The sequence below is a fragment of the Pseudomonas sp. NY5710 genome (assembly GCF_013305665.1).
GTDB classification, from domain to species: Bacteria; Pseudomonadota; Gammaproteobacteria; order Pseudomonadales; family Pseudomonadaceae; genus Aquipseudomonas; species Aquipseudomonas juntendi.
In genome coordinates this window covers 3,620,289-3,633,142 of the sequence record NZ_CP045554.1, presented here as the reverse complement: position 1 = coordinate 3,633,142, position 12,854 = coordinate 3,620,289, and the positions used below count along the sequence as shown (strand labels likewise).

Below are 12,854 nucleotides of genomic sequence, written 5' to 3'. Positions count from 1 at the left end.
TGAGATCGAGCGCCGCGCCGGCGGCGCTCAATGCATCAATTGGCAGCGGTGCTGCCGGCCAGTTTCGGCTGGCGGTACAGGTCCAGCAGCACCTGGTCCAGTACCTGCGAGGCACCCCATGGTTTCGGGTCGTTGAGGATCGCCGCCACCGCCCAGGTGTGGCCGTTGCTGTCGCGGCTGAAACCGGCTATTGCGCGGACCGTGTTCAGGGTGCCGGTCTTGATGTGCCCTTCACCGGCCATGGCGGTGCGCTTGAGGCGTTTGCGCATGGTGCCATCCATGCCCACCAGCGGCATCGAACTCATGTATTCGGCAGCGTAGGGGCTCTTCCAGGCCGCCTGCAGCATCTCGGCCATTTCCCGGGTGCTGACTCGCTCGGCTCGCGACAGGCCTGAACCGTTTTCCATTACCAGGTGCGGCGCGGTAATGCCTTTTTTTGCCAGCCACTGGCGTACCACGCGCTGTGCGGCACGCGCATCGTCGCCATCGGCATCGGTGCGGAACTGTGCGCCAAGGCTCAGGAACAACTGCTGGGCCATGGTGTTGTTGCTGTACTTGTTGATGTCGCGGATCACTTCGACCAGGTCTGGGGAGAAGGCACGGGCCAGCAGGCGGGCACTCTTGGGCACGTTCTCGATGCGGTCGCCGCCCTGGATGGTGCCGCCCAGCTCGTTCCAGATGGCACGCACGGCACCGGCCGCGTAGGTCGGGTGGTCAAGCAGGGCCAGGTAAGTCTGCGAGTTGCAACCGTCACCCAGTTGGCCGCTGACCGTCACACTGATGCCGTTGGCCTGAGGCACTGGGTTGTAGCGCACATCGCCGCTGCATTGTTTCGAGGCCACAGGCTTGACCTGGTTGTCGATGCGGATGCTGGCAATCGGTGGCTCCACCGCAATGGTGACCTTGCCGCCATCGTTGCGGGCTACAAAGCGCAGGGCCTTGAGGTTGACCAGCAGCGAGTCGGGCTTGACCAGGAACGGCTTGTTTTCGTCACCGCCGTCGTCGTTGAACTGGGGCAGGTTGGGTTGCACGAAGTGGCTGCGGTCCAGTACCAGGTCACCGGTGACAGTGCGCACACCATTGGCGCGCAGATCCCGCATCAGCAGCCACAGCTTTTCCATGTTCAGCTTGGGGTCACCGCCGCCTTTGAGGTAAAGGTTGCCGTTGAGCACCCCGTTGCTCAGGGTGCCGTCGGTGTAGAACTCGGTCTTCCACTGAAAGGTCGGGCCAAGCAGCTCGAGGGCTGCGTAGGTGGTGACCAGTTTCATGGTCGAGGCCGGGTTCACCGACACGTCGGCATTGAACACGGTGGGAACACCGGGGCCATCCAGGGGCAGCATGACCAGCGACAGCGCGGTGTCTTGCAGTTTGTTGGCTTTGAGCGCCTGCTGCACTTTGGCAGGCAAGGTGGTGTTGACGGCTGCGGCTTGGCTGGGCAAGGCGAAGGGCAATAGCAGGCCGGCAAGTACGAGGGGACGAAGCGTTTTGATCATGGTGAGCAAATACCCTGCAGCGAGGGAAAAGGACATTGGGGCTGTAAGCGATGATGGCCCCACGAGCTAAAGAAACCGCATTATGCCCCAAGCGTAGCGACGATGCGCCACGTTCGACGGAAAACCATCGCCAATAAAAAGGCCACCTCGAGAGGTGGCCTTTCTTCGATCGAACCGGGCTGAGGGTTACTCAGCCTTGTTGATCGGCTTTTCCGGGTACCAGGCGTCCAGCAACGGGCTGACTTCGATTTTGGTCAGTTCGCTGCGGCCTTTGAGCCAGGCTTCGACGGCGGCGCGTTGCTCTTCGCTGACCGAACCGCGTTTGACCGAGCAAACCAGGCCGTAATCGTCACCGCCTACATAATCCAGGCCGTTGGCGTCCATGGCTTCAGCCAGGAACGCGTCGAGGAAAGCATCGATTGCCTGGTCATCCAGATCTTCCTTGAATTCCAGGTTCAGCTCGAAGCCCAATTCCTGAAACTCGTCGACACACAGCTTCTTGCGCAGACGACGGGAGCGGTTTGTGGCCATGAAACAATCCTCTTAGGTAATAACGCCGCGCAGTCTACCAGTTAACACGCGTGGCTGCCTGCCTGAGTGTCGGCGGTTGGCGCCAACTCCCTGGCCAGGGCGCGCTCCACCCGGCGCATGTGGCGTGCCAGTGCCTGGCGCTTCAAGCGTAGCTGGGCAGTGGTAAGGGTGCCGGCTTCAAGCGCTTCGCATGCCGCCATCAGGGCGGGTGCCTTGAGCATACGCGCGGCGCTCAGCACCTTGTGGGCCTGGTCGGAGATGGCCGTGCTGTCGTGCTGTGGGTCCAGCGCCATCAAGCTGAGCAGGTCGGCCTGCAGGCTCTGCAGTAGCGCTTGCAGAAAACGCTGACGGTCGTCGGGTGCTGGGCCGGTCACGGCCGCCAGGCCGTCCAGTTCGTACAACCTGCCCGGGGGGCATTGCTGGCGGCGCGGGCGAATGCCCGCCAGGCACTGGCTGAGCGTACTCAGGCTGATGGGCTTGAGCAGGCAGTCGTCCATGCCGGCGCTCAGGCACTTGCGACGCACCTCTGGCTGGGCGTTGGCGGTATAACCCAGGATGGTGCAGCGCGGCCGCTGGCCATGGCGTTCTTCGGTGCGCACGGCGGTTGCCAGCTGGTAGCCGTTCATGTGCGGCATGTTGCAGTCCAGCACCAGCACGTCGAAATCACCTGCGCGCCAGGCGGCCAGGCCTTCCCGGCCATCCCTGGCGCTGGCATGCTGCAGGCCCAGATAACCGAGCTGCTGCGCCATCAGTTCCAGGTTGGCCGGGTGATCGTCGATCACAAGCACGCGCAGACCGGGGTCGGGAGCGTCCAGGCATTCCGGCAACTGGGCGGGTTGCGCTGCAGCATCGACCCGTTGCAACGGCATCTTCAGGCGCACCTGGGTGCCGACGTCCTCCAGGCTTTTGATGGTCAGGCTGCCCCCCATCATGTCGCACAGGTTGCGGCAGATGGCCAGACCGAGCCCGGTGCCCGCACGGGCACCCTGGCTGTGAGGGTTGGCCTGGATGAACGGGTTGAACAGGCGCTCCAAGTCTTTGGCAGGGATACCGATACCACTGTCGCGCACCTCCAGGTCCAGCATTGCAGGCCTGCCAGGGCGTTCGTCCAGCAGGCTGACGCAGATGCGTACCTGGCCATGCTCGGTGAACTTGATGGCGTTGCTCACCAGGTTGGACAGCACCTGCTTGAAACGCAGGGGGTCGAGCAACGCGTGGCAACGTGCGGCCGGATCGATGATCACTTCCAGCGCCAGGCCTTTTTGCCGTGCCTGGCCATCGAACATGCGCCCCACCGACTCGACCAAGGCTGCCAGGTCGACCACCTCGGGGGCCAGCGACAGATGCCCGGATTCGATGCGCACGATATCGAGAATGTCACCGATCAGGCCCAGCAGGTCTTTGGCCGAATGGTGCGCCAAGGCCAGCGCGCTGCGGTCCACCCACCCTTGATCGGCGCGTTTGACCGCCAGTTCGAGCATGCCGATGACCGCATTCATGGGGGTGCGGATTTCGTGGCTGATGGTGGCCAGGAAGGTGCTTTTGGCGCGGTTGGCATCGTCGGCCTGCTGCTTGGCCTGGCGCAGTTCCGTGACCAGCTGGCGGCGGTCGCTGATGTCGATCCAGCCGCCGATGATGCCCTGCACCTCACCCAGCGAATCACGGTAGGGCAGGATCCAGTGGTAGATGGTCATCTCCCGGCCCTTGATCCGCAACGGGCGGTCCATGATCAGGGGGGAGCCGGCAGCCATCACTTTGTGGTAATCAGCCTGGATTTGCCGGGTCTGTTCGGCGTCAGCGAACAGGCTGGCGCTCAGCTGTTTGCCGATAACCTGCTCGGAGCGGGCCTGCACCGCCTCCAGGTAGCTGTAGTTGCAGCTTTGCAAGCGGCCATCGCGGTCGCGCACGTACATAGGGTGAGGGGTGCCGTTGAGCAGTGCGCGCATGAATGCCAGTTGGTCGTTCAGCGCCCTTTCGGCGCGCTGGCGCTGGCGGATCTGCAAGCGCAGGCGGGCGTTCCAGAGCAACGCCAGCAGAAGCAGCACCGCCGTGGCCAATACCACCTGCAGCGCCAGCCGGCGGTAGCTCTGGCTTTTGCTGTCTTCGTGCGGGCCAAAGCTGCGCCAGCGGTTGTTGATGACCCCCAGTTCCTCGGGCGAAATGCTCTGCAGGGCCTTGTCGAGGATCGAGGCCAGTGCCGGTGAAGACGCGTTGGTGGCCATGGCGTAGTTGGCGGGCTCCCCGCCGACCGAGGTGCGGATGACCAGGTCGGGGTTGCTGGCCAGGGCGTGGTTGGCATCGATAAGGGTGGTGATCACCGCATCGACTGCGCCGCTGTTGAGTAACGCCATGGAGTAGAACGCGCTGGCGCTCTCGACCCAGCCGATGTGCGGATAATGCTGCGGCAACGTGGCATGCAGGGCGCTGTGGCGGGTAAAGGCGATGCGGTGGCCCTGCAACTGTTCCAGGGACCCTGGGGCCGGTTTGTCCTTGCGGCTGACCAGAACATAGGCGCTTTCCAGGTACGGCCGGCTGATCTGCAGGTCCTTGTCGACCAACCCGGCGATGGCCAGGGCGGCGATCACGTCGGCGCGGCCATCCTTCAAGCGGGCGATCATGTCGGCGATGCCACTGGCCCGCTGCACCTCGAAGCGCAAGCCAGTGCGCAGGCGAATGAGCTCCAGCAGGTCGGCCGTGATGCCGCGAAAGTGCCCCGAGCCATCGAAGTAGGACAAGGGCGCAGCGGTATCGTCGATGGCCACACGCATCACAGGGTGCTGTTGCAGCCATTGTTGCTCCGTTTCGCTCAATTGCAGGTTGCGGTCGGTCAACAGCAGGTCGCTGCCGGCGCTCCAGCGTTTGAAGATACTGGCGCGCATGGCGGGGGGCTGGCTATCGAGGACGGTATCGACCAGTTCCCTCAGTACGGTGTCCTGCTGGCGCAGGGCAAAGCCAAAGCCGATGGCTTCATGCTTGCCGAAGTTGGCCATGCGCAGGCGTGGCAGGTGGCCGCGGTTGAGCTGGTAGTGGGTGGAAATGGTGTCGCCGATGAACACATCGGCCTGGCCGAACGCTACGGCATTCAACGCCTGGCTGGAGGACTCGAACGTCAGCAGCTCGGCATCGGGGTAGGCGTTGAGCAGTTCTGCCTCGGGCAGGTAGTGATAGAGCATGCCCAGGCGCATGCCGGCCAGGCCCGTGTCCAGTGCCCGCGTTTCGTCTTCGCGTGTGACCAGCACCGGCTGGTCCACGGCATAGGGGTGCGACAAGGCCAGGCCGCCGCTGGCCGCTTCGTAGCCATTGGCGCTGCCCAGCAGGTCGATGTCGCCTTGCCGGAGTGCTTCCAAAGCGGCCTGCCGGCTGGGAAAACGCAGCACCCGGACCGGCAGCTCCAGGGCCGTGCCGATCAGGTTTGCATATTCGGCGGTAAGCCCCTGGTAGTCACGGCCGCCACTGGTGATGTCGAACGGCGGGTAGTCAGGGGCCGAGGTTCCCAGCACCAGTTCCTGGCGCCCTGCAAGCCATTGCCGTTGCTCGGCGTTGAGTTCCGGTGGCGCTGGCATAGCCGATGAACGCGGCAGGAGCGTGTACGATGCAGTTTCGTGGTGGGTGGCCAGTGCCGCGCTGCTGAATAGCAGCAGCGCGAGCAGCAAGCGGGCGAAAGGGCGGGCCATGACCATGCTCAGACCAATGCGTTGCGCTTGGCCATCTCGATCAGGTCGACCAACGTACTGACCTGCAGCTTTTGCATGAGGCGCTTCTTGTAAGTGCTCACGGTCTTGCTGCTGAGGAACATGCCCTTGGCAATTTCCTTGTTGCTGCGCCCTTGGGCGAAGAGTTGCAGTACCATCAGTTCGCGATCATTTACCTGGCGGAAAAGTTGCAGGTCGCTCGTGGTTGCCTGGTCATGCTTTATTGCCTGGCTGGGGAAGTAGTTGTAACCGGCCAGCACGGCCTTGATTGCACTGAGCAGTTCACCAAGGTCCTCCTGCTTGCACACATAACCGGCAGCACCCGAGTGCATGCAGCGCACGGCAAACAACGCCGGGGCCTGGGCAGTCAGCACCAGCACTTTCATGGGCAGCGCCATGGCCTGGAAGCGCGCAAGCACTTCCAGCCCGTCTAGCTTGGGGATGCTGATGTCGAGGATGACCAGGTCGGGGTGGCTCTCGCGGATCATCTGCATCGCGTCCACGCCATTGTCCGATTCACCGACAATCTTGTAATTCTGGTTTTCCAGCAGCATGCGGACGGCAAGGCGGATGACCGGATGATCGTCAACAATAAATATGGAATGCATGTTCAACTTGCCTGCGGTCAATTGGGGTGACAGGTGGCACCTTATCGCAGTTGGAAGTCGACGGGCATGCAAGGAAGGGCTGTTAGCCCTATATGGGAAATGGCTTACAAGATAAAGCAAAACCGGCTACGAGATAATCGTGCGCGCCGCAATGTCAAAGTGCATTTGGTAACTTTTCGTTGGCAAATTAAACGTGTTGTTTAATTTGCCCTCGGTATATGTAGGAAGTTTCCTTTAACACAGGTACAGCACCGGCACGCTGGCCGGTCTGCACCGCCATGCCTCAGCCCGGGCCCGAGCGCCCGGTCATTTCCCTGGCCATTTCGCTGGCGTAGCTGTCGGTCATGCCGGCGATGAAGTCGATCATGCGCAGGAACGCGTTGTACAGCGAGCCGTGTGGGTCTGGTGCACTGTTGCCGAGCAGGTCCATGACCCGTCGGCTCTTGAACGATGGCGTGCGCCCGCCGTGTTGTTCGAGCGCCGCGCCGCAGAAGGTATTCAGCAGGATTTCCAGTGTGGTGTAGGCGCCGATTTCGTGCAGGGTCTTGCGCTTGTCCTGAAAGATCTTGTTGCGCGCCATGTCTTTGGCCTGCAGCACGCAGCGCTTGGCCGGGCCGTGCATGTGTTCGACCAGGTCGCCTGGCAGTTGCCCGGCCAGCAACGCTTGCTGCTGCTCGACAAAAGCTTGGGCGGCAGCGTTGGTCAAGTGCTCGATGGCCTTGCCACGCAGGATGGCCAGCTTGCGCCGGCGAGAACCGCCGGGGCCCAGCTGGCGATAGGTTTCCGGCAGATCGTCGCCGACCAGGTCGAGCAACAAGGCTTCGACTTCGCCGTATTGCAGCAAGTCCATCTCCAGGCCGTCTTCCAAGTCGATCAGCGCGTAGCAGATGTCATCGGCCGCTTCCATCAGGTACACCAACGGGTGGCGCGCCCAGCGCTGGTGCTCCAGCTGTGGCAGGCCCAGCTTGCGGGCGATCTGTTCCAGCAGTAGCAGCTCGCTCTGGTAGCTGCCGAACTTGTGCTTCTTGTAGCCCAGGGCGTCGGCATGGCGGGCGCTCCAGGGGTATTTGAGGTAGGTGCCAAGGGTGGCATAGGTCAACCGGGTGCCGCCGTCGAACTGGTGGTACTCCAGCTGCGTAAGCACGCGAAAACCTTGCGCATTGCCCTCGAAATTGAGGAAGTCGGCACGCTCGTCATCACCCATATCGTCCAGCCAACCGCGCCCGGCCGCCTGCTGGAACCAGTGACGTATGGCGTCTTCGCCAGAATGGCCGAATGGCGGGTTGCCGATGTCGTGGGCCAGGCAAGCCGACTGCACGATCATCCCCAGGTCGCTGGGCGCGCACCAGTCTGGCAAGCTTTCGCGCAGGGTTTCCCCCACGCGCATGCCCAGCGAACGCCCCACGCAACTGACTTCCAGCGAATGGGTCAGGCGCGTGTGAATGTGATCGTTACTGGTGACGGGGTGCACTTGGGTCTTGCGCCCCAGGCGGCGAAAGGCGCCCGAGAAAATGATGCGGTCGTGGTCTTTGTGGAAGGGGCTGCGCCCCAGTTCTTCAGCGCTATACAGGGCTTTGCCCAGACGTTCGCGGGTGAGCAGGGTGTGCCAGTCCAAGGCGCGTTCTCCAGGGGGTCAAAGGCTATAGCTTCTGGTGTGCTGTGCATGCGCGCAAGTGGCAGGGGCAACGCTGGGCGCAGGCATGGATTACCCACGAACGGCCGGTGACGCCACCGATGCGTTCGCGGGTGAGCCTGTACCCATTCACCCCCCTTAGGGGCGGCGGCTACCTTGCAGGTACAGGCGCACCAGCGGCAGCAGGCTGGTGCCCAGGCGCACAAGCCTGCCCAGATTGCCGCTGCGCACGCCCTTGCCGGTCATGAAGCCCAGTGCTACCACAGCGCCAATGCCCCACAGCGGCGCGCGCTTGATGCCCAAGCCGTCGTGCAGCGAGCTGCCCATGCCGCGCATGCGCTGCAACGGTGCCAGCAGTTGCCCGGATTCGTGGCGGATCTCCTGGCGGTGCATTTCCATGCGCAGGCGCAGCAATGCCTTGCGCAGCTCGCGTGGGTTTCGTGTGTTCGGCAGTTGTGGCAGGTTCATGGCAACAAGCGCTCCCGGTCCTTGGCGAGTTCTTCGAGGGTAGCGTTGAAGGGGGATGACTCGTCGAACACCGCTGCCTTCAACCGTACACCGCAATACAGTGCGGCCAAGCTATAGAACACGCACAGGCCGATGATGCCGGCAAGGCGATAGCTATCCCACAGCAGCACCAGCAGCAAGCCCGACAGGGCGGTAAGCAGCAGCAGGGCGAATACCAGTGCCAGGCCGGCGAACAACAGCAACTTTAGCGTGCGGCCTTTCTGCTCCTGCAGCTCGATACCGAACAGCTCGATATGGCTGTGCAGCAGCCCCAGCGCGGCTGCGCCCAGGCGCTTGCCCGATGCGCCGGCGCCGTTGGCTTCGTTCTCCATGGGAACCCCTTAACGCCGGTTGGCCAGCAGGCCGATCAACAGGCCCACGCCGGCAGCGATGCCGATGGCCTGCCATGGGTTTTCCTGTACGTACTGCTCGGCGCTGCCCAGCGCAGCCTGGCCGCGGTCGCGTACCGACTCCTGGGTCAACTGCAGGGCTTCGCGTGCCTGGGCCAGGCGCTCGTGAATCTGCCCGCGCAACTCCTCGGCCTGGTCGCCGGCCAGGTTGGCGGTATCGGCCAGCAGCTTTTCGGTGTCGCGCACCAAAGCTTGGAAGTCAGCCATCAATATCTCTTGTGCAGTCTTTGCCGAATTGCTGGCCATGTGTCTCTCCCTGTCGATGAATGTTGGTAGTTCGAGTGATAGCACGCGCGGAAGGTTCAAGTGAGCGTACAGCCGCGTGTGCTGGTATGCGCCTTGCTATGTGTTTGCCACGTTGCGGGGCGCCTCTGGCGGTTTTTGCGCCGATTCAGGGCGCCCACGCGGCGAATATCGATAAACCTTAACGCAATCCTCGACAAACCCAAGAAAAAACCACGCAGGTCCTGCCCACGCAACGGAAACAGGGCGATGACTGGCACCGATTCGGTGCAGGGATGCAGGTTCTTGAACTGTCCTGGTGCCTTTTTTCAGCAGGTCTGCCTATTTCATGGATAACATGCACAGCGCGATGGACTCCCTGGTCCACGGTTCCAACACCCTGTTCCTTCTCATGGGCGCCATTTTGGTGCTGGCCATGCATGCCGGCTTCGCGTTCCTCGAAGTGGGCACCGTACGCCACAAGAACCAGGTCAATGCCTTGTCGAAGATCCTCAGTGACTTCGCCATTTCGGCGCTGGTGTATTTCTTTATAGGCTACTGGATCGCCTATGGGGTCAACTTCTTCCAGCCTGCTGCAACGCTGGCCGCCGACCATGGCTATGCGCTGGTCAAGTGCTTCTTCCTGTTGACCTTCGCTGCAGCCATTCCGGCGATCATTTCCGGGGGCATCGCCGAGCGTGCGCGTTTTCTGCCGCAACTGTGTGCCACCGCCTTGATCGTGGCATTTGTCTACCCCTTCTTCGAGGGCGTGGTGTGGAACGGCAACCTGGGCCTGCAAGCCTGGTTGCAGGCCCGCTTTGGCGCGCCGTTCCATGACTTTGCCGGCTCGGTGGTGGTGCATGCCATGGGCGGCTGGCTTGCGCTGGCGGCGGTGATGCTGCTCGGCCCCCGCCGCGGGCGCTATCGCGATGGTCGGCTGGTAGCTTTTGCGCCCTCGAGCATTCCCTTTCTCGCCCTGGGCTCGTGGATCCTGATCATTGGCTGGTTCGGTTTCAACGTGATGAGCGCCCAGACGTTGGAGGGGCTCAGCGGCCTGGTGGCGATCAACTCGCTGCTGGCCATGGTTGGCGGCACGTTGTCGGCGTTGCTGGCCGGGCGCAACGACCCTGGCTTCCTGCATAACGGGCCGTTGGCCGGGTTGGTGGCGGTTTGCGCCGGCTCAGACCTGATGCACCCGATCGGTGCGCTGACTACCGGCCTGGTGGCAGGCGGGCTGTTCGTGTGGACGTTCACCGCGGCCCAGAACCGCTGGAAAATCGACGACGTGCTGGGTGTTTGGCCGTTGCATGGTCTGTGTGGCGTGTGGGGTGGGGTTGCCTGCGGCATCTTCGGCCAGGCGGCACTGGGCGGCATGGGCGGCGTCAGCCTGGTCAGCCAACTGCTGGGGAGCCTGATGGGGGTGGTGGTGGCACTTGCCGGTGGTTTTGCCGTGTATGGTGCGCTGCGCGCCGTGCATGGCCTGCGCCTGAGCCATGAACAGGAGTTCCAGGGCGCCGACCTGTCGCTGCACCGTATCGGCGCCACCAGCCAGGATTGAAGGTGCACGATGGCCGTGGTGGTCCTAGAATAGGCTTCTCTGCATGCCACCTCGGGACCCGCCCATGCTGCCTGAATGCCAACTGTTCGGCACCCTCGGCTGCCACCTGTGTGAAGTGGCCGAGTCGGTGCTGATGCCCTTCGTCGATCATGGCCTGCTGGTGGAGCTGGTCGATGTTGCCGAAAGCCAACCTTTGTTCGAACGCTATGGGCTGGTCATTCCGGTGCTCCGGCGCTGTGACAACGGTGCCGAGTTGCACTGGCCGTTCGATGCCGAGCAGGTGGTGGCGTTCCTGGGGCAATGACGCCAACAGGGGAGTTACAACCCTGCTCCATGGCAGGTGATGCGCACTGATGATCAGGCGCCGGCGCACCAGTGCCGGTGCCCCTAGCCATCATCGGAACCGCTTGCCATGTTGATCACACCACATTTTACCCTCGCTGAACTGACCGTTTCCCAGCTCGCCGCCAGGGATGGGTTCGACAACACCCCGCCACCTGAAGCCAGGGCCAACCTGCAATTGCTGTGTTGTGCGCTGGAGCAGGTGCGCGCGCTGTTCGGCGTGCCCATCATTGTCAGCAGCGGCTACCGTAGCGAGAAAGTCAACCGGTTGATTGGCGGTGCCGCCAACAGCCAGCATGTACAAGGGCTGGCGGCTGACTTCACGGTCATAGAGGTGAGCCCGCGCGAGACCGTGCAACGGATCAGCGAAAGTACAGTGCCGTTCGATCAACTCATCCTGGAATTCGACAAGTGGGTGCACCTGTCGGTGGCGCGGGGCATCCCGCGGCGCCAGGTGTTGACCATTCGCAAGGGCAGCGGCTATCTGGCGGGGCTGCAATGAAGCGCATTGACTGCGACGCGAGGATGTTCGTATGCTGTATATAAATACAGTATCGAGGTAAAGCCATGCTCAACGTCGAGCAACTCAAGTACAGCGTCAACCGCATGCCTGTGGAGCGGGTGGCCGACGCCGTTCTGGAACTGCGCCTCGAAGGCCTGGTGACCGATGACCGCACCCCCTTCGGCAAGGTGCATTTCAATACCTGCTTTGCCGAGATCGAAGCCTTGTTCCAGCGGGCCGGCTACCACCGTGGGCTCGATGTAGTCGGGTACCAAGGGGCGCTCTACGCACTCTACGACCCTGGCCGCTGGGAGCCGGTGCAGGTACTGCGCTGGTTGAAGGAGCGCAGCGAGGCGCTGGCCCAGGCTGGTTGATGGGGCGGGGTTGGGTGATAATGCGCGGCCGTGCCTGTTCCGAGCCCTGCCATGTCCACGCCTTTCGACCCCGCCCGCCAGCAAGCCAGCACCGTGTGCCTGCCACCCGGTCACTGGGCAACGGTGCTCGATTGCCTGTGTGACCATTTCAAGGCCATCGACCGTGCCCAGTGGCTCGACCGCTTTGCCAGGGGGCGGGTGCTGGACGCCCAGGGGCAGGCAGTGGCTGCCGAGCTGCCTTACAAACCGGGCATGCGCTTGCACTATTTTCGCGAAGTGCCGAACGAACGACCGATCCCGGTGCAAGAGCACGTGCTGCACGTGGACGAGCACCTGGTGGTGGCGGACAAGCCGCATTTTCTGCCGGTAACACCGACCGGCGAGTACGTTGAACACACCTTGCTGCGCCGCCTGATCCGCAGGCTGGATAACCCTCACCTGGTGCCCTTGCATCGCATCGACCGGCATACCGCCGGGCTTGTGCTGTTCTCTGCCAACCCGCAGACGCGTAGCGCTTATCAGCGGCTATTCCCCGAGCGACGCATCGACAAGCGCTACCAGGCCATTGCGGCCGCTTTGCCGCAACATGCGTTTCCGTTGGTGCATAAAAGCCGCCTGGTGCATGGCGAGCCCTTTTTCCGCATGCATGAGGTAGAGGGCGAGGCCAATAGTGAAACCCTGGCCGAGGTGCTGGAGAAGCGTGGAGCGCTGTGGCGGTACGGGTTATCGCCGGTCACCGGCAAGACCCACCAGTTGCGGGTGCACATGGCTGCGTTGGGCGCGGGCATCAGCAATGACCCGTTCTATCCGCAGTTGCTCGACACGGCGGACGATTACCAGCGGCCATTGAAGCTGCTGGCGCAGAGCCTGCGTTTCACCGACCCGTTGAGCGGCGAAGAGCGCTATTTCGAGAGCCGCTTGAGCCTGGCATGGTAACCCTGCCTGGGCATGCTTTGCCAGCCAGGGGCTGCTGTGCAGCCCC

Annotated in this window: 13 protein-coding genes; 5 read left to right on the top strand and 8 right to left on the bottom strand. The window is 62.8% G+C overall.

From position 1 onward, the window contains the following. Positions 1 to 35: 35 nt before the first annotated feature. The 8 genes from dacB to GEV39_RS16700 form a co-directional block, all read right to left on the bottom strand. Positions 36 to 1,493 (bottom strand): D-alanyl-D-alanine carboxypeptidase/D-alanyl-D-alanine endopeptidase, encoded by a 1,458-nt coding sequence (gene dacB / locus GEV39_RS16735; RefSeq protein WP_173890561.1) that lies wholly within the window; start codon positions 1,491 to 1,493, stop codon positions 36 to 38. A 186-nt stretch (positions 1,494 to 1,679) separates the two neighbouring features. Further along, positions 1,680 to 2,024 (bottom strand): YggL family protein, encoded by a 345-nt coding sequence (locus tag GEV39_RS16730; RefSeq protein ID WP_009684007.1) that lies wholly within the window; start codon positions 2,022 to 2,024, stop codon positions 1,680 to 1,682. 41 nt (positions 2,025 to 2,065) lie between these two features. Further along, positions 2,066 to 5,698 carry an ATP-binding protein gene (locus tag GEV39_RS16725; protein ID WP_173890559.1) on the bottom strand — a complete coding sequence of 1,211 codons (3,633 nt, stop codon included), beginning with the start codon at positions 5,696 to 5,698 and terminating at the stop codon, positions 2,066 to 2,068. Between the two features lie 8 nt (positions 5,699 to 5,706). Continuing rightward, positions 5,707 to 6,324 (bottom strand): response regulator transcription factor, encoded by a 618-nt coding sequence (locus tag GEV39_RS16720; protein ID WP_173890557.1) that lies wholly within the window; start codon positions 6,322 to 6,324, stop codon positions 5,707 to 5,709. Between the two features lie 283 nt (positions 6,325 to 6,607). Continuing rightward, positions 6,608 to 7,939, bottom strand: a complete 1,332-nt coding sequence (locus GEV39_RS16715; protein WP_173890555.1) for a deoxyguanosinetriphosphate triphosphohydrolase — start codon at positions 7,937 to 7,939, stop codon at positions 6,608 to 6,610. Positions 7,940 to 8,095: 156 nt separating this feature from the next. Continuing rightward, entirely contained in the window at positions 8,096 to 8,425 is a 330-nt protein-coding gene (locus GEV39_RS16710) for a hypothetical protein (protein ID WP_173890553.1), read from the bottom strand. Beyond that, the gene (locus GEV39_RS16705; RefSeq protein ID WP_173890551.1) at positions 8,422 to 8,796 is read right to left on the bottom strand and encodes a phage holin family protein; all 375 of its coding nucleotides are present in this window, start codon (positions 8,794 to 8,796) and stop codon (positions 8,422 to 8,424) included. Before GEV39_RS16705 ends, GEV39_RS16710 begins: the two co-directional genes overlap by 4 nt. A 9-nt stretch (positions 8,797 to 8,805) precedes the next feature. Further along, positions 8,806 to 9,120 (bottom strand): ElaB/YgaM/YqjD family protein, encoded by a 315-nt coding sequence (locus tag GEV39_RS16700; RefSeq protein WP_173890549.1) that lies wholly within the window; start codon positions 9,118 to 9,120, stop codon positions 8,806 to 8,808. A 325-nt stretch (positions 9,121 to 9,445) separates the two neighbouring features. On the opposite strand from GEV39_RS16700, the gene GEV39_RS16695 reads away from it, so the two are divergent. From GEV39_RS16695 to GEV39_RS16675, 5 genes are all read left to right on the top strand, one after another. After that, the gene (locus tag GEV39_RS16695; protein ID WP_173890547.1) at positions 9,446 to 10,654 is read left to right on the top strand and encodes an ammonium transporter; all 1,209 of its coding nucleotides are present in this window, start codon (positions 9,446 to 9,448) and stop codon (positions 10,652 to 10,654) included. A gap of 64 nt (positions 10,655 to 10,718) precedes the next feature. Beyond that, complete coding sequence (locus GEV39_RS16690; RefSeq protein ID WP_009683999.1) at positions 10,719 to 10,958, top strand: glutaredoxin family protein; 240 nt, start codon at positions 10,719 to 10,721, stop codon at positions 10,956 to 10,958. A 108-nt stretch (positions 10,959 to 11,066) separates the two neighbouring features. Next, a complete protein-coding gene (locus tag GEV39_RS16685; RefSeq protein ID WP_173890546.1) occupies positions 11,067 to 11,498 on the top strand; it encodes a D-Ala-D-Ala carboxypeptidase family metallohydrolase in 432 nt (143 codons plus the stop codon). 65 nt (positions 11,499 to 11,563) lie between these two features. Next, positions 11,564 to 11,872 carry a hypothetical protein gene (locus tag GEV39_RS16680; protein ID WP_009683997.1) on the top strand — a complete coding sequence of 103 codons (309 nt, stop codon included), beginning with the start codon at positions 11,564 to 11,566 and terminating at the stop codon, positions 11,870 to 11,872. A 51-nt stretch (positions 11,873 to 11,923) separates the two neighbouring features. Continuing rightward, on the top strand, positions 11,924 to 12,808 hold the full coding sequence (locus tag GEV39_RS16675; protein WP_173890544.1) for a pseudouridine synthase: 885 nt from the start codon (positions 11,924 to 11,926) through the stop codon (positions 12,806 to 12,808). Positions 12,809 to 12,854: the final 46 nt, after the last annotated feature.